This is a genomic window from Cedecea sp. P7760 (assembly GCF_013386425.1).
Classification (GTDB): Bacteria; Pseudomonadota; Gammaproteobacteria; order Enterobacterales; family Enterobacteriaceae; genus Cedecea; species Cedecea selenatireducens.
This window is the reverse complement of record NZ_JACARU010000052.1, coordinates 32,216-49,311: the sequence shown is the minus strand read 5'-3', so window position 1 is coordinate 49,311 and position 17,096 is coordinate 32,216. Positions and strand designations below refer to the sequence as shown.

Below are 17,096 nucleotides of genomic sequence, written 5' to 3'. Positions count from 1 at the left end.
GCCACTAAAACAAAAAATAATCAGGTATTTATGGACGATTTAACCCTGCGTTATTACGACGCTGAAATGCGCTACCTGCTGGAAGCCGGTGAAGAATTTGCCCGCGCTCATCCTGACCAGGCGGCGATGCTTAATCTCGATAAAGCGGGCGCGCGCGACCCGTATGTGGAACGCCTGTTTGAAGGCTTTGCCTTCATGATGGGGCGGCTGCGTGAAAAGCTTGATGACGACCTGCCGGAGCTGACCGAAGGGCTGGTTAGCCTGCTGTGGCCGCATTATCTGCGTACCATTCCGTCGATGTCGGTGGTGGAATTCACCCCGGACTGGCTCGAAATGAAAGAGCCGATGCGCATCGTCAAAGGTTTCGAGGTTAACTCCCGGCCGATCGGCGACAAAGGCACGCGCTGCCGGTACACCACCACCCGGGAGATCCACCTTCAGCCGCTGGCGCTGGAGCATGTCCGGCTGGCAACCAACGCTGAGGGGCGCTCGGTGGTCACCCTGCGCTTTAGCTGTGGCAAACTGGCGGACTGGAGCCAGCTCGACCTCAGCGCTCTTGCGCTGTACTTCAACGCCGATGCGCCTCTGGCCTGCGCTATGCACGAAGCTTTTACCCAGAACGTGGCCCGCATGTGGCTGCGCATGCCCGGCGATGTGGACAGCAGGCCGTTCGACGGGCATTTCACTGCCCAGGGCTTTGGCGATGACGACGCCCTGTGGCCGAAGAGCAACAGCAGTTTCAGTGGTTACCAACTGCTGCTGGAGTACTTTACCTTCCGCGAGAAATTCATGTTTACCGGCCTGCGAGGGCTGGAAACCGTCGATTTTCCGGCGGCGCTGCCGTGGTTTGAAATCGACGTGGTACTGGCCGAGCGCTGGGAGCATGACTTCAGCTTTAACGAAAAACATCTGCGTCTGAACTGCGTGCCGGTGATTAACCTGTTCCCGCTGGAGTCCGACCCGCTGACCCTGGACTCCCTGCAAACGGAGTATATGCTGCGCCCGATGCGCGTCCAGGATGGTCACACCGAGATTTATGCCGTGGATTCGGTGATGTCATCGAATCAGCATGTTTATGTCCCGTTCTCCAGCTTCCGGCATAAAGGCGGCATGATGCGCCACGAAGCCCCGGAATATTACTACCATACCCGCGTGCGGCGTGGCCCGTCCGGGCTGCATAACACCTGGCTGATCCTGGGCGGTGAAGCCTTTGATAGCCACACCGTGCCGGAAGACGAAAGCCTTTCGTTGACGCTGACCGGCACTAACGGGCAGCTGCCGCGGCGGGCGCTGCAAAGCACCGTGCTGGATACGGCGGTGAAAACCCCCACGACCAGCATGACGGTACGTAATCTCTGCGCCCCGACGTTGCCTTGTTACCCCCCGGCGCAGGACCGTTTCCACTGGCGCGTGCTGAGCCACCTCGGCAGCGGGTTCCTGTCGATGATGGACAACGCCGATGTATTGCGCGGTACCCTGGCGCTGTATGAATGGACCGACAGCGAAATGAACCGCCGTCGCCTGGAAGCCATCATTGACGTGAAGCACGGCGAAACCGAGCGCTTTGAGCAGGGGTTCCTGGTGCGCGGCGTGCAGATTGAAGTCACCCTCGACGGTCACGGCTTTGCCGGACGAGGCGATGTTTGCCTGTTTGGCGAGATGCTGAGCCGCTTTTTCGCGCTTTACACCGATATCTACCTGTTTAACCGCCTGATTATCATCCTGCAACCAACCGGAGAACGCCTGGAATGGGAAGAGAAGCACAGCCGCCGTATTCCCGGCTGACACCCCGGCTGGAGGCCAGTCTCCAGCGGATTAACTTTTATCGTTTCTGCCAGTTGCTGGAAAAGCGTCACAACGATAAACCGCCGCTGGGATCGACCAGTCATCCGGCGGACGATCCCGTGCGTTTTGCGCCTCATCCGGGAATGGGGTTTCCGGCCAGCGAGCTGAAATCCGTTGAATACGACGCAGACGATGACGCTCAGCCCCCGCGTATCCGGACCACTTTTATGGGGATGTACGGGGTGGATTCCCCGCTGCCGACCGCGTATCTCGACGACATCACCCAGCGCCGGGAAGGGCACGAGGCGCTGCAGGGCTTTCTGGATATTTTTAGCCATCGCATCCTGACCCAGTTTTACCGCATCTGGCGAAAGTATTCTTACCCGGCCACCTTTGAACCTGGCGGAACAGACGGTATCTCTCAGTCCTTGCTGGGCCTGGTCGGGCTGGGGATACCCGGCACGGCAAACCATATCGCCACGCCGGTATCGCGCTTTCTGGCTTTGCTCGGCGTATTACGTCAGCCGGGAAAAACGCAGGAAGGGATACAGGCGCTGGTGAGCCTGCTGGCCCCGGAGACCACGGTGCAGGTCAGCCCGTACTGCCTGCGGCCGGTGGAAATCAGCCAGCCGCTGGGTTTTCACGGCGATCGGGATTTTTTACTGGATGGCAATATGCCGCTCGGGGATGAGGCGATGGAAGCCAACAGCCAACTGCTGATCGCCCTGTTCACGGACAACGCGCAGGAGTCGCTGGGCTGGAAGCCGGACGGTCTGCTGTATCAGGACTTTCTGGTGATGCTGCGGGTTTATCTTGGCTGGCGGTTTAAGGCCAAAATTACCCTCACCACCGATACCCGGCTGCTGGCGGCTCCCCCGCTGGGCGAGGGACCTTTCTGGCTAGGTATGAACGGTGTGCTGGGCGCCGAAGAGGAAAGGCTCCCCGACGATCTGCCCGAGCGTTTTACCACGGAATTGGGTTATTACAGCGGCCTTCAGCCCGCGAGAATACAACAAGGAAACCGACGTGTTACGTACAAGTTTAATTAAGCCCCAACGCTGGCTGCTGCCCCTGTTAGCGTTAAGCCTGGCGGGCTGTGGCCTGACGCAAAGCGTCAGCGATGGCACGAAATCGGCCTTCACCTCAGTGTTCTATAAGAAGATTAAGGTGTTGCATCTGGATTTCACCGCGCGTGAAGAGCTGAACACCGACGCACGCGAAAACCACTCATTTTCGGCGCCGGTGCTGCTGCGTATTTACCAGCTCAAAGACAATAAAACCTTCGACAAAATGGTCTATCAGCAGCTGCTAAAGGACGGAGAAAGCCTGCTTGGCGCCGATCTGCTGGCCAGCCGTGATGTGGTACTCAAGCCGGGCGGGGACGTCAGCCTTGATATGCCGATGGAGGCAGATACCCGTTTTGTCGCCGTTGTTGGGCTGTTCCGCGCCCCGGATAGCGAGAAGGAAACGTGGAAGCTAACCCTCGATCGTGAGGCGCTGGACCCGGATAAGCCCCGCGTGATTGAAGCCGGGAAAAACCGCCTGACGCTGATCCCCGTGAAGGAGTAACCATGCCACAGTCGCATCACACCCCGTCGCTGTATGACATGCTGCTCGGTAATTTCTCCGGGGAGCTCGCGCTGCATCAGGTCAGTGAAGAAAATCAGGTCATTCTTTCCGTGCTGGATAACATGCAGCGTATTCTCAACTGCCGCGCCGGGACGCTGGCGCACCTGCCGGATTACGGCCTGCCGGACATGACCAAAATCCTGCAGGGAATGCCGGGCACGGCCCATCAGTTGAAAGGCGCCCTGAGCAGCGTATTGCTGAAATATGAACCACGCCTGAAGAGCATTAACGTGCTGTTGCTCGAACAAACGCAGCCCGGCGAGCTGCGTTACGCGATTGACGCCGAGCTTAAAGGCCTTGGCCTGGTCCGATACGGCACCGAATTTATGCCCGAAGGCAGAGTCTTGCTGCGCCATCTAAAACAGCAGCAATATCTCGATACCCAAACCAGAATTTAAAACGCTAACCGTCTTCATTCTTACTCCCACACTCTAACTGACGGAAAATCTCCGTGAATAACGCTAATCAAATTAAAACCGGCAGCGACCCGCGCGCGTTGCCGGAATATGCTTCCCTGCGTGATGAGCTCGCTAAGTTGAACCATCCGGCGCGCCCGGATGTGAACTGGGCGCTTGTAGAGCAGCTAAGCCTGTCGCTGTTTCGCCAGAATGGCGTGGAGCTTCAAACGCTTTGCTGGTATACGCTGGCCCGAACGCGACTTGCCGGCATGGCTGGCCTTAATGAAGGGCTGGCGATAATGGAAGTTCTGCTGAGCCGGCAGTGGGGCATTATGTGGCCGCAGCCGGTGCATGCCCGCATGGAAATTATGGCCGGGTTTAGCCATCGTCTACAGTCAACGCTGCGCACGCTCACCCTTAATTACGCTGATTTACCGCTGGTCTATCAGGCAGAACAGCACCTGAATACGCTGCGCGATGTGCTGCAGCAGCTGGAGCTAAAAAATGCCAGCCAGATGGGCGAGCTCTGCACCTTTATGCACAATGCTGCAATCAGGTTGGAGAATATGGACGCAGGCTCTGGCGCTGCCGTTGTCGTGCCTTTTTCTTCTCCGATCCTGGAAAATCAAATACCTTCCGGCAGCGAGCAGCTGATCTATGTCGCACGTGAAGACCCGGCCACGCCCGGCGTTGTGAACTTTGTGCCTAAGCCTTCATCGGCGCCGCTCTGGCGAAGCTTTGCGGCAGGGATGTTGGTTATGCTGGCCGTGGGGAGTGCAGGCTTTTGGGGCTGGCAAAAAATTTACCCGCAGCCGACAAGTCCGCTGCCGGTGGCGGCAAGTGAGGCATCTCTCGTTGAGCTTGGCCGACTGCCGCCGTTGCTGCTGCAGGATTATGGCTATGAGCTGGCCGGGCGCGCCAGGCCGGAGCAGGTTGAAGGCCTGAAGGCGCAATGGGCACGTTACCTGACCGGCAACGCTTTGCCGCCTGAGCAGCTTTCAGGCTGGCATCAGGGCATGGCGGGCCTGAGCGACCTGACCCGTCGGCTCAACGCGCTGGACGAACGTAAAGGCAAATACCTGACCGGCTCTGAGCTTAAATCTATGGTCTTTACCATCACCCAACATTTCTCACGCAGCACGCCTCTGGAAGAGCGCCTGTATTCACTGAGCCTGTCCCCGGCAGGCACGCCGCTACCCGACGCGCAGCTGACGCAAACCAACATGCAAATCAGGCAGTTGCTGAACCGCTATGCGCTGATAAAGCAGCAGGCGGAGCAGCGCTAAGCCAAACCTGTGATCCACTTAACTTTTTGTCATATCTTTAGCGTCGTTAACGCAAATTTGTGACATGGCGCGTAATGTTTTTACGCGCCGGGGCCGATGACTTCTGAAGGGAATTCCCCATACAAAGAGAGTCACGGACATGTCGATAAAAACTCTGACCCCACAAAACGGCGTGCGCTTCTGGCATCACATCAGGCTGGTGCCGCTGTTTTCCTCCATTCTCGGCGGCATTCTGCTGCTGTTTGCGCTCTGCATCGGTTTTGCCAGCTACTTTCTTATCCAGAGCGACCGCGCGCTTCAGGACGTCACGGAAGAAATTCAGGTGCGTATGGGGCTGGCGGACAGCGCCAACCATTTGCGTACCGCACGTATCAACCTGATCAACGCCGGGGCGGCAAGCCGCGTGGCGGATATGGATCAGGTTAAACAGAACGTCGCCAATGCCGAAGGACTCATCAAGCAGGCGCAGGCTGGTTTCAACGCCTATATGGCCCGTAAGGTAAAAACGCCCGAAGACCAGGCCCTGGACAAAGGGCTGCAGGATGAGTTTGCGGCCTATCTCGAAAAAGGCATGAAGCCGATGCTGAAGTTCGCCAAAAACGGCATGTTTGAGGCGATCATCACCCATGAAAGCGAGGTCGGGCGCAAGCTGGACAGCGACTACGGCGCCAACCTGCAAAAAGCAGTCAGCATTCGAACCGAACGGGCGAATGCGCTGAGGGAGCAGGCTGATAACCGCACCAGAACCAGCGTGGCGCTGATGGCCGGGGCCTTTGCGCTGGCGCTTTTCATGACGGTATTTACCTTCATCATGCTGCGCCGCGTGGTGATTGGCCCGCTGCAGCGAGCGGCGAAGCGCATCGAACATATCTCCGAAGGGGATTTAACCCTGTCGGCGGAAGCAACCGGCAACAGCGAAATTGGCAAGCTCAGCCAGCACCTGCAGCATATGCAGCAGCAGTTGGTCAGCACCGTGAGCACCGTGCGCGAAGGGGCCGAGGCTATCTACCAGGGCTCGAGCGAAATTTCTGCCGGTAATACCGACCTCTCATCCCGAACCGAGCAGCAGGCGGCGGCCATCGAGCAAACCGCCGCCAGCATGGAGCAGCTTACCGCCACGGTGAAACAAAACGCCGACAACGCGCATCACGCGACAAAGCTTGCAGAAGATGCTTCGCAGAAGGCCAGCGACGGCGGGCGTATTGTCTCTGGCGTGGTCAGCACGATGGACAATATTTCCGCCAGCTCGAAGAAAATCTCTGAGATAACGGCGGTAATCAACAGCATTGCTTTCCAGACCAACATTCTGGCACTGAACGCTGCCGTTGAGGCCGCCAGGGCCGGGGAGCAAGGTCGAGGATTTGCGGTTGTGGCAAGCGAGGTGCGCACGCTGGCGCAGCGCAGCGCCCAGGCGGCAAAAGAGATTGAAGGGCTTATCAGCGAGTCCGTGTCGCTGATTGATTCCGGCTCCCGCCAGGTTGCTCAGGCGGGCACCACGGTGACGGGGATTGTGGACGCCGTTCGCCGCGTGACCGATATTATGCTGGAAATCGCCGCCGCGTCTGACGAGCAAAGCCGGGGCATTCAGCAAGTCGGGCAGGCTATTCACGAGATGGATAACGTTACCCAGCAGAATGCTTCGCTGGTGGAAGAGGCTTCAGCCGCCGCCGTTTCCCTGGAAGAACAGGCCGCACGGCTGACGGAGGCTGTAGGCACGTTCCGCCTGAAAGCCGGCTCTTCCGCAGCACCGAAAAGTCGTTATGTCGTTCCTTCTCCTGCGTCCACATCGGCGCGGCCGGTTGCGGTTTCTGCCGATAACTGGGAAACCTTCTGATTTAACCCCTTCTGCGGCTCAGCGATGGGCCGCCTCTCACTTCTTTTCACTTCTTCGGGATCGCCGCCCGCACCTTGTTGCGCCTCGCTGGCAGAATCAGTAAGGTGTGCGCAAATTATCAAAATATCCGGAATAATCATGAGTTCAAAAGATCCGCTGCACGGCATTACGCTTGAGGCGCTGCTGACCGCGCTGGTTGAGCGCTATGGCTGGGCGGAAATGGCGCGGCAGGTGAACATTAACTGCTTTAAAAGCGACCCCAGCGTTAAGTCCAGCCTGAAGTTTTTACGCCGCACGCCGTGGGCGCGTAAAGAAGTGGAAGAGATGTATATCGCCTCACTCGACGAGCCTGATGAAAGTGACGCGCAGGCAGAAAGCCCGTGGGCCAACTGGCAGGCTAAGAATCAGGCTAAGAATAAGGAATAATCATGCTAACCGGCCTGAACCACCTGACGCTTGCGGTGTGCGACCTGGCGCGGAGCCTGGCGTTTTACCAAAGCCTGCCTGGCGTCAGGCTGCACGCGCGTTGGGAGTCCGGGGCGTATCTTTCCTGCAGTGATTTGTGGCTTTGCCTTTCTCTGGATGCAAAGGCCGGTGAGCGCCCGGTTCATTACACTCACTATGCCTTCAGCATAAGCACAGAGGCATTTCCTCAGCTTGTTAAAGCGCTGGAGCAGCGCGGCGTTCGGATCTGGAAAGACAACCGCAGCGAAGGGCATTCCTTCTACTTTCTTGACCCGGATAACCACCAGCTTGAGCTGCACGTGGGGGATTTAGCCAGCCGCCTGGCGGCCTGCAGGGAAAAGCCTTACTCTGGGATGACGTTCCAGGAGACGGGCATTACCGTGCGGCAGGCCTCTCTGGCGGAGATCCTCGAGCTTTATCATCGTTTGCCGGAGTTTGACGACAGTCGAAGCGTCTCAGATCTTCAGGCTCGCCTGGCGACAAACCAGACCAGCCAGCTCATCGCCTGCGTGAATGGCATTCCAGCCGGGTTTAAGCTTGGCTATGCGCTGAGCGAAACAGAGTTTTACAGCTGGCTGGGCGGCGTTTTACCAGAATTCAGACGGGATGGCGTCGCGCAGGCCTTGCTGATTGCCCAGGAAAAATGGGCGATGGAACAGGGGTACCGTACGCTCAGCGTGAAAACCCGCAACAAGTTCCGTGGCATGCTAATGATGCTGCTTAAAAATGGCTACCAGCTGGTAGAGCTTGAGCCCCAGGGCGAACCAGACGAGCACCGCCTGCGGCTGCAAAAGCCGCTTTCCGTCTGATTAAACCTTTTCAGCGGCATCTGATAGGCCCGGCGGATTGACCGGGTTAGGCTAGACACTGGTTTTTAACAGGGAGGATCCCGCTAATGATGACATCCGCAACCTTGAGCCAGCCGACAGTTCAGGCTGTTAACACGCTGGGCCAGTGGCTGGCGCAAAGCGATTTTACAGGTGCGCCGCAGGCACAGGATGCCGAGCTGATTATCCTGGCCGGTAACGCCGTGATCCCCACGATTGACGCCGCCTGCGAGTTTGCCGCTAACGGCGAAAAACCGCTGTTGATCACCGGTGGAATAGGCCATTCCACGACGTATCTCTACGCCGAAATAGCCCGACATCCGCGTTATAACACCATTCCCACTACCGGGCGTTCCGAAGCGGCAATCCTGAAAGATATTGCCCATCAGTTCTGGAAAGTCCCGAACGAAAAAATCATTATCGAAGAGAAATCAACCAACTGCGGTGAAAATGCACGCTTTAGCGTGGCGAAGATGGCCGAACTGGGCCTGAGCCCAACGCGCGTATTGATTGTTCAGGACCCGACCATGCAGCGCCGAACCGTCGCGGCCTTCTCCCGAGTCTGGCAAGGTGATGCGCAGGCACCGGAATTGCTGAGCTGGCCGGGCGTAGTGCCGGAGTTAACTGCAGGCGAGCAGGGCACCGTTTTTGCCGGAGAGGAAGAGGGCCTGTGGCCGCTCGAGCGTTATGTTTCGCTGGCGCTGGGTGAAATTCCTCGCCTGCGCGACGATGCAACCGGCTATGGTCCACAGGGGCGGGACTTCATCGTTCACGTTGATATTCCGCCGCAGGTGATGGCCGCCTGGCATGCTCTCCAGCAGGATATGGCGCTGAGCGCAATGATCCGCGAACGCGGGCTGTAAACCTCGGGCTTTGCCCTGAACAACGTTAAGGCTAAAAAATTACACGCTGAAACAAATTAACGTCCATAATACGTTGATGTTAATACTCTTTTAATGTTTCTTCGGTATCCTGGCATTTAACGTTTTTTCAGGGCAGGGTCTTTCATGCGCACTAAATACACCTCGTTACAGATTTCGATCCACTGGCTGGTCTTTCTGCTGGTGGTGGGAGCCTACTGCGCCATGGAACTGCGTGGCTTTGCGCCGCGTAGCTACCGGCCGCTCATCAACTCTATCCATTTCACCTGCGGTATCTCCGTCCTGGTACTGATGGTGGCCCGCCTGCTGGTTCGTATCAGGTATCGCGCGCCGGCCATTGTGCCCAGGCCGCATCCGGCGGTGACCGGCATCTCTCATCTGGTCCACACGATTGTCTATCTGATGTTTATTGCGCTGCCGGTGCTGGGCTTCCTGGCGATGTACTATCGCGGTACTGACTGGGTGGCCTTCGGGCTACAAATGCCGGTGGCGGCGGTGCCGGACGAAGACCTGGAGTTCAGCCTCAAGTCCTGGCACGAGCTTATCGCCAATACCGGCTATTTCGTTATCGGTCTTCACGCCTTTGGTGCGCTGTTCCATCATTACGTCTGGAAAGACAATACGCTGCTGCGAATGATGCCGGGCAAACGAGAACAAGAATAATCGCTTAGCGGCGGTGGCCTCCGTGCCGCGCAGCCGCTAGCTTTTTGAATACTGCCGGGGCGAGCAGCCCATTACCCGCTTGAACGCTTTCCCGAACGCACTTTCCGACTCATAGCCCAAATCCGCTGCAATACGCGCCAGTGAATCCCCTGGCTGGCGCAGCCTGTCGCAGGCGAGCATCATTCGCCAGCGCGTCAGATAGTCGATAGCCGAAGCGCCCGTTATCGCCTTAAACCGTGCTGCAAACGTCGAACGTGACATCCCCACGCGCTCCGCCAGTTTTTCCAGCGTCCAGCCAAACGCGGGATCTTTATGCATGCAGGTCAGGGCGAGGCTCAGCTGCTTGTCTGCCAGCGCATAAAGCCAGCCCACGGCGGGCTGATGGGCTAAGTGCAGCCTCAGCGCCTGAATGAGCATCATCCACGCCAGCTGCTGGATAATCAGCGCGCCGCCGGGGCGAGGCTGGCGCACTTCGTCGGTCATTTGATCCAGCGCCCAGCGCATCGCCGCTTTACTGTCCGGCTGCTGAATGCAGACCACAGGCGGCAGAGAGCTCAGCAGCAGGTCGGCCGCTTCCCCGCTCAGCACAAAATGGCCGCCGACCAGGAAGCAGCTTTCCTGCTGGCCAGGGACAACATCGGGCCCGAGCTTGCCCGCCTCGCGCAGGGTGTAGAAGTCCACCGGCGTGGCGTCAGGTTCAGTCGCCAGGCAAAACGGTGGCCCAGGCGGCAGAAGATAGCAGTCGCCGGCCTGCAGCAGCAGCGGCTCGTTCACCCCTTCAACGGAGAGCCAGCAGCGCCCGGACACCACGGCATAGCACTTAATTCCGGCGTGTTCTGGCCACTGAATCGCCATCGTTTCGTGCAGGGCAACGCCGCCCGAGGCATAGCTCTGGGGTTTAAGCAGGGAAAGCAGCTCTGAAAGCGGATCCATATCAACTCCGGACGATGAGACCAAAAATGGCGACTTTTGAACATTGTTCGTATAACTCTTCCTGTTTACAGTAAATCCCGTCGGGCGGCAACTCAGTCCTTGGTTACGGTTTGGGATAATGACTATGCGTATTTTTGTGACCGGTGCGACCGGTTTTCTTGGCTCGGCTATCGTGCAACAGCTGCTGGCGGCGGGGCATCAGGTGCTGGGGCTAACGCGCTCCGATCGCGGGGCCACAGCTCTGGAGTCCTGGGGAGCGAAAGCACATTTTGGCGATCTGGATGATTTTGCCAGCCTGCAGCATGGGGCGGATCTTGCGGACGCGGTGATCCACACGGCTTTCAATCATGACTTTTCTACCTTTGTCGCCAACTGCGAGGCTGACGGCAAAGTGATTGGTGCGATGGGGGAAGCGCTTGCAGGCTCATCCCGGCCAATGGTTATCACCTCTTTTGTTGCCATGGGGACAACGGAGCCGGGCAAACCAGCCACGGAGGCGGGCTATAACGTCCTGACGCCGAACCCGCGTAAAGCCACGGAAATCGCCGGAGTAAGCCTGCTTGAGCGGGGCGTTAACGCCTCGTTTGTTCGCCTGCCGCAGGTGCATGACACCGTCAGGCAAGGGCTTATCACTCCGCTGATTGAACTGGCGAGGGAGAAGGGCGTGGCGGCTTATATCGGCGAAGGCAAAAACCGCTGGTCGGCGGTGCACGTGAGCGACGCGGTGCGTCTTTATGTTCTGGCGGTAGAAAGAGGGATTGCCGGAGCGCGCTATAACGCTGTTGCCGAAGAAGGTATCACCACTAAAGATATCGCCGACGTGATTGGCCAGGGGCTTGGTGTACCTGTGCGCAGCATTGACGCCGACAAAGCCAGCGACCACTTTGGCTGGCTCGGTAACTTTGCCGCGCATGATATGTCGGCCTCAAGCCTTGAGACGCAGCAGAAAACGGGCTGGCGGCCCGTTGGCCCAGGGCTGATTGAGGATTTGCGGCACATGCAGTACCGCTAGACGTACATCGCCCGGATGCTTCCGGGCGATTCGGTGACGATCAGAAGCGAACTTCGCCGCCAAAGATCCAGGTTCTGCCGCGCGCGGTATTGGCCCGGCTAGCATCATCGCCCGGCCCAGGCATCATATTGAGCTTGTTCAGCGCCTCTGAGTAATCCCGGTTCATCAGGTTTTGCACCGTCAGCTTCAGCATCAGATTGCGGTTCACCTCGTATGTGCCGTAGAGATCGATAATCGTCGGGATCTGCGGCAAATCCTCTTTAATGATGGCGCCCGTATGCTCATCGGTTTCAAAATCAGGCGACAGCCGGCGGGCTTTCCCGGTGTATTTGACGATCGTCCCGAGGGTCAGCGATTCATCGAAGAAACGCACCCCGGCATCCAGCGTCATATATTTTCTTGGCAGCTCGGTCATATCCCCGGCGCCGAAGTAGGTGCTGGCGATGGACGTTGGCTGGTCGGTTAGCTGCTGGCTGAAGGAGAGGCGGGTGAAGGCGAACCCGGCGTCGTAGTCCATCTCCAGCTCAACGCCCTGGGCGGTGACGCCGGTAGCAGAGTTCACGTAGATGTACATATTGTCGCTGTAGTCGTCGCTCATGTCCGCCCAGTCGTTGCCAATGACCTCGGACATGCTGCATTTTCTCCCGCTGGAGCAGACCTGGTAAGATTCGCTGAAAATATAGTTCTGGATCCTGCTGCGGTAGCCCAGCATTTTAAAGCGCAACGAATCTTGCTTAGCGATAAGGTCTTTGGTGTCGATATTAAAACCGACCTGCCAGGTTTCGGCGAGTTCAGGCTTTAAGAAGGGGTTCATGGAAGCTCCGCCGGAGTTGGAGAAAAACATCTCCTGAATATTTGGCGCACGCATCGACCTACTGTAGCCGACAAACGGCTGAAGCCAGGGGGTGACCTGAGCCGACAGCTGGGCCGACGGGTTAAAGCCGCTTTCTCGCTCATCGACGTCGTAACTTCCCTGCGGGACGCAGATAACGCGCTCGTCGCAGGGCGGCTTGTGACCGGTGATTCTGTTTTGCGTGTAGTTGAGGTTCAAGTCTGCCTGCCAGATACCGCGCTTCACCTGCAGCCCGGTATATAACGCCGAAATATCCTGCCGCCCGGAAGGGGCGAACGGATTGTTTTCGATCGACTCCTGGTTGGTTTTCTCATCGCCTGCGGCGGAATTAATGAGCTTGGTGTAGCGGGTGCGCATCAGCTTGCCGCCCAGCGTAAACGCCAGGTCATTATCACCCAGGCTGAAACGGCTGACGTTACTCATGTCCAGGGCATCGGAACGGTTTTGCGCGGAGGTACTGTAAAAGGTGTACAGCGACTCATCGCGGTATTTCTGATTGCCACGGCTGGTGCTGGCCGTGACGTTAAAATCAATCAGCTCAGAGAACGGGGCGTAGTGGTATTTAATATAATAATCGTCGCTGGTGATGTCGCGGCGCGAAAACTTATTTTCATAAGTTCGGGCAGACAGCTCAAAGCTATTAAATTCATCGGGCTTGATGTCCATTTTATAAAGCTGGGACTTCGGGTTCTGCTTCATGAATTTATCATAACCAAACTCTTCGCTATTAATGCCGGAGCCGTTGGAGAAATTCGAATAAATAGAGCTGCCGCTGATGGCGGCCATGGCGCCAAAGCTCCCGGTATCGGTGAAGGCGTCGGTTTTCCCTGCGGCGGCAATCATCCCGCTGCGCCCGATACCGTTGCTGCCTACCGAGAATCGCGATCTCAGTCCGTAATCATTGCCCTTAAAAATAACGTCATCCACGCCAAGGGTACGCATATTTGCGCTTCCCGCCAGGGCGTTAATCCCCGCAGAGCCGCTGCTGTCGCCGCGCGTGACGTCCACACCGACTAAAAAGTTAGGGTCGATGAGCACGCCAGCCTGGTTGTTGGTGGAGCCGTGAACGGTCGTGCCTGACGTGGTGGTGCCGTAAAAGCTTTGGGTAATTCCGTCTACCATGGTGTTAACCCGGCCAAAGCCGCTCATGCCACGAATATTGACGCTCACCGTGCCCTGACCGGGATCGATTTGGGTATAGGTGCCGGGCATGCTCCGCAGCGTGGCGTCCAGGGACTGCAGGTTTTTTCCCGTGGAGCGAGAGCTGGTGGCGCCTGGTTTTTCCAGCGCTTCTTGTTCGCTGGTGATGTTCCCGGCGGAAACGTTAAGCGGGCTAAATACCGCCGAGCCTTTTTTATCTCCGCTGCTTTTATCATTATTTTCTTGTGCCGCTCCGCTGGCGCTGAGCAATAGCATGCCCGAGCCGAGGGCAACGGCCAGTTTATTTACGTTCATACGTGTCCTTGAAGTATCGTAATAAAATAAAAGTTATTTTTATAATTATGTCGCTTTAACGAACCCTCCCCGATAAGGGAGGGGTTTCCGGTTAGCGCTGTTTATCTGCCTCCAGAATAAAACTGTATTCCAGCGCGGTATTTTCCAGGCGTTTTATTCGGCCTGATTTACCGCCATGCCCGGCCTGCATATCGGTCAGCAGAAGTATTTTGCCGGGGCCTTGCTGGTTTTCCCGCAGCTTAGCGACCCATTTGGCGGGTTCCCAATACTGCACCTGCGAGTCATTGAGGCCGCTGGTCACAAGCAGATTAGGGTAGTGCGAAGGCTTCACGTTGTCGTACGGGCTCCAGGATTTGAGTCGCAGATAGTCTGCTTTCCGGTGTGGATTACCCCATTCATCATATTCGCCCACCGTGAGCGGCAGTGATTCATCCAGCATAGTTGTCACCACATCCACAAACGGCACCTGCGCGACCACGGCGTTAAAGAGGGCCGGCTGCTGGTTGATGACGTTGCCAACCAGCAGGCCGCCCGCGCTTCCGCCCATGGCATAGAGCCTGCCGGCCTGGCCGAAGCCCTGTTTAACCAGGCTATGCGTGGCATCAAGAAAATCGTTGAAGCTGTTCTGCTTGTTCTCCAGTTTCCCCTGCTGATACCACTGCTGGCCCAGCTCGCCGCCGCCGCGCACGTGAACGATAGCAAAGACAAACCCGCGATCCAGCAGGCTCAGGCGGTTGGCGCTGAAGGCCGGATCCATGCTCATTCCGTAAGCGCCGTAGCCATATACCAGCAGCGGGCTGTGGCCCGGTTTGAACATTTTTTTGTTATAGACCAGCGAAACGGGCACCTTCACGCCGTCGCGTGCCGTGGTCCAAATCCGTTCGCTATGGTAGTCCTGCGGGTCTGTGTTATTCACCTCCTGCCGTTTAAGCAGGGTACGTTCCCCGCTGGCTAAATCCCATTCGTAAGTGCTGGTTGGGGTCGTCATCGAGGAGTAACCGTAGCGCAGCTTGCCGGACTGTGGGTCCGGGTTGTAGCCGAGCCAGGCCATATAGCTGGCATCATCGAATTTCAGCGTCTGCTCACCGTGGTTCAGCCAGTTAATCTTGCGGATCTGGCTCAGCCCGTCCTGGCGTTCAGCCACCACCAGCCAGTCTTTAAACAGGGTGAATCCTTCCACCATTTTTCCCGGTTGAGGCGCGACAACGGGCCGCCATTTGTCACCCGGAGCGTGGCTTTTATACAGCCCGAAATTGGCACTTTCCTGATTCGCGCGCAGGTAGAAGTCGTCGCCAAAATGGTCGAGATAATACTCAATTCCGGGGGTGCGAACGGCGAACAGCACCGGCGGCGCTTCCGGCCTGTCGGCATCCAGCAGGCGTACTTCTGACGAGGTGCTGGCGCTGAGCGTGATAATCAAATAACGATCGGACGAGGAGCGGGAGAGACCGAGATAAAAGCCGCCATCTTTCTCCTGATAGACTAATTTATCTTCTGTCACCGGCGTTCCTGGCCGGTGCCGCCAGACCTGCGAGGGCACCAGCGTTTGCGGATCGTTGCGCACGTAGAACAGAGAGTGACCATCGTTTGACCAGACCATATTCCCGGAGGTGTTGTCGATAGTTTCGGCGAGCCATTTTCCGCTTTGTAAATCACGCAGCGAGAGGCGGTATTGGCGGCGACCGGCGGTGTCTTCCGCGATAGCCATCATCTGGTTATCCTGGCTGACCACCAGGCCGCTTAGCTGATAATAGGCCTGACCTTTGGCGCGTTGATTCCCGTCAACCAGCGTCTGCCATTCGTTTTTACTTCCTGCTGGCTGGCGCTGGCTGACGGCATAATCCTGTCCGGCCAGATAAACGTCCTGATAAAGGTAGCCATTGCGCTGGAAGGGGACCGAGCGATTTTCCGGGCTCATCCGCGCGACCATCTCCTGGTACAACTTCTCCGTTAATTCAGCGGCGGGCTGGAGAGCCTGACGGGCATAGTTATTTTCATCTTCCAGGTGACGCAGTACCTTTGCGTCACTGCGGCTGTCGTCCCTGAGCCAAAAATAGTTATCCACGCGGATATCGCCATGTTCAATCAGCTGGTGGGGGATTTTTTCCGTAGCGGGTGGCCGGGGCATGTCGGCGGCAGCGCAGCTCGCGTAAAGCGAACAGGCGATGAACAGCGGCGTAGCTTTCCATAGTTTTTCCATAATACGTCCTTAGCGTCAGGCGACAGGGCGCCCTGCCGAAATAGTCAGCATAAAAATAAAATTCAGGTAGCGGGGAGCGTAGCGCTAGCTTCGGCTCAGCTCCGTCAGGTCAAAGCTTATTGGCATCATCACGCTATAAACGCCTCCCTTTAAGCGTTCGGTGGGTGGTTTGGGCAGCGGCCGGGCGCGCTCTAAAACCTCAATCGCTTCGCGGTCAAGCGAGCGTGTTCCCGACGAGCTGCTCAGCGAACTTCCAATAACCTCTCCCGCAGCGTTCACGGTAAACGTCACGACCGAGATGCCCGTGCGGGCGCGCTTGCGGGCGTCAGCAGGGTAGCGTTTAAAGCGGTTAAGATGGCCTTTTACGCGGCTCTCCCAGGAGTCTTCAAGGCTGTTTTGTTTCGCGGCATCGCTGTTGTACGGCGCGGCAATGCGGGATGAAACAACGCTGGCCTGAGGCGCGGCATTGGTCGAGACGGACGCCTGGCTGCTGTCGCTGGTTTGCTCCCTGACGTTGCGCGGCGGACGCGGTTTTTTCTTCTCGCCTTCGGCAGCTTTTTTCTGCCGGGTGACTTCAATCACCGCGTTTTTATCCTCCGGCAGCGGCCTCTGCTGCTTGTCTTCGGCCTGCTGTTTTTCCTCTGCGGCCGCAGACTCCTGCTGTGCAATCCCCACGGGCAGCGGCTGCGGAGATGCCGGTGCTTCGATGTTATCCGACCACTGCAGCATCACGGCGGGTGCAGGCTGTAAGGCAGGCTGCACCTCCGTTGCCTGCCAAATCAGGGCTAAAAAAAGCAGGCCGTGCAGGAGCAAAGAAACGGTAAACCACACGCCTTTTCCGCTTGTCGGATGCGCATAAAATGTATCTGTCATTC

General features: G+C 57.4%; 15 protein-coding genes and 1 pseudogene. 12 read left to right on the top strand and 4 right to left on the bottom strand.

Features of this window, described 5'->3' with window-relative positions; genetic code table 11:
• Positions 1–30 precede the first annotated feature (30 nt).
• The 11 genes and pseudogenes from tssF (at position 31) to cybB (ending at position 9,768) form a co-directional block, all read left to right on the top strand.
• Entirely contained in the window at positions 31–1,785 is a 1,755-nt protein-coding gene (tssF, locus tag HX778_RS18000) for a type VI secretion system baseplate subunit TssF (RefSeq protein WP_038472785.1), read from the top strand.
• A complete protein-coding gene (gene tssG, locus HX778_RS17995; RefSeq protein ID WP_038472783.1) occupies positions 1,749–2,834 on the top strand; it encodes a type VI secretion system baseplate subunit TssG in 1,086 nt (361 codons plus the stop codon). Before tssF ends, tssG begins: the two co-directional genes overlap by 37 nt.
• Complete coding sequence (gene tssJ / locus HX778_RS17990) at positions 2,812–3,354, top strand: type VI secretion system lipoprotein TssJ (protein WP_038472779.1); 543 nt, start codon at positions 2,812–2,814, stop codon at positions 3,352–3,354. Before tssG ends, tssJ begins: the two co-directional genes overlap by 23 nt.
• Positions 3,355–3,356: 2 nt before the next feature.
• A complete protein-coding gene (gene tssE, locus HX778_RS17985) occupies positions 3,357–3,812 on the top strand; it encodes a type VI secretion system baseplate subunit TssE (RefSeq protein ID WP_038472776.1) in 456 nt (151 codons plus the stop codon).
• Between the two features lie 53 nt (positions 3,813–3,865).
• The gene (locus tag HX778_RS17980; protein WP_038472773.1) at positions 3,866–5,098 is read left to right on the top strand and encodes a VasL domain-containing protein; all 1,233 of its coding nucleotides are present in this window, start codon (positions 3,866–3,868) and stop codon (positions 5,096–5,098) included.
• Between the two features lie 139 nt (positions 5,099–5,237).
• The gene (locus tag HX778_RS17975) at positions 5,238–6,932 is read left to right on the top strand and encodes a methyl-accepting chemotaxis protein (protein WP_176982695.1); all 1,695 of its coding nucleotides are present in this window, start codon (positions 5,238–5,240) and stop codon (positions 6,930–6,932) included.
• A 135-nt stretch (positions 6,933–7,067) separates the two neighbouring features.
• A complete protein-coding gene (locus tag HX778_RS17970; protein WP_144244083.1) occupies positions 7,068–7,358 on the top strand; it encodes a VF530 family DNA-binding protein in 291 nt (96 codons plus the stop codon).
• 2 nt (positions 7,359–7,360) lie between these two features.
• Positions 7,361–7,759 (top strand): annotated as a pseudogene (fos, locus tag HX778_RS25040) (fosfomycin resistance glutathione transferase); the annotation flags it as partial.
• Entirely contained in the window at positions 7,751–8,206 is a 456-nt protein-coding gene (locus tag HX778_RS25035; protein ID WP_218167190.1) for a GNAT family N-acetyltransferase, read from the top strand. The pseudogene fos and the gene HX778_RS25035, both read left to right, overlap by 9 nt.
• A gap of 86 nt (positions 8,207–8,292) precedes the next feature.
• On the top strand, positions 8,293–9,087 hold the full coding sequence (locus tag HX778_RS17960) for a YdcF family protein (RefSeq protein ID WP_176982693.1): 795 nt from the start codon (positions 8,293–8,295) through the stop codon (positions 9,085–9,087).
• Between the two features lie 144 nt (positions 9,088–9,231).
• On the top strand, positions 9,232–9,768 hold the full coding sequence (gene cybB, locus HX778_RS17955; RefSeq protein ID WP_038472763.1) for a cytochrome b561: 537 nt from the start codon (positions 9,232–9,234) through the stop codon (positions 9,766–9,768).
• Positions 9,769–9,804: 36 nt separating this feature from the next.
• Here the strand turns inward: cybB and HX778_RS17950 are convergent, their stop codons facing one another.
• A complete protein-coding gene (locus tag HX778_RS17950; RefSeq protein WP_176982692.1) occupies positions 9,805–10,701 on the bottom strand; it encodes an AraC family transcriptional regulator in 897 nt (298 codons plus the stop codon).
• Positions 10,702–10,825: 124 nt separating this feature from the next.
• On the opposite strand from HX778_RS17950, the gene HX778_RS17945 reads away from it, so the two are divergent.
• Positions 10,826–11,713 (top strand): SDR family oxidoreductase, encoded by an 888-nt coding sequence (locus tag HX778_RS17945; protein WP_176982706.1) that lies wholly within the window; start codon positions 10,826–10,828, stop codon positions 11,711–11,713.
• A 40-nt stretch (positions 11,714–11,753) separates the two neighbouring features.
• Here HX778_RS17945 and HX778_RS17940 read toward each other — a convergent pair whose 3' ends face one another.
• The 3 genes from HX778_RS17940 to HX778_RS17930 all read right to left on the bottom strand — a co-directional run bounded on the left by HX778_RS17940 (position 11,754) and on the right by HX778_RS17930 (position 17,094).
• Complete coding sequence (locus HX778_RS17940) at positions 11,754–14,021, bottom strand: TonB-dependent receptor domain-containing protein (RefSeq protein WP_176982691.1); 2,268 nt, start codon at positions 14,019–14,021, stop codon at positions 11,754–11,756.
• A gap of 91 nt (positions 14,022–14,112) precedes the next feature.
• Positions 14,113–16,221, bottom strand: a complete 2,109-nt coding sequence (locus HX778_RS17935; protein WP_176982690.1) for a S9 family peptidase — start codon at positions 16,219–16,221, stop codon at positions 14,113–14,115.
• Positions 16,222–16,305: 84 nt separating this feature from the next.
• Positions 16,306–17,094: a TonB family protein gene (locus HX778_RS17930; protein ID WP_176982689.1), complete on the bottom strand. Its 789-nt coding sequence runs from the start codon at positions 17,092–17,094 to the stop codon at positions 16,306–16,308.
• Positions 17,095–17,096 lie beyond the last annotated feature (2 nt).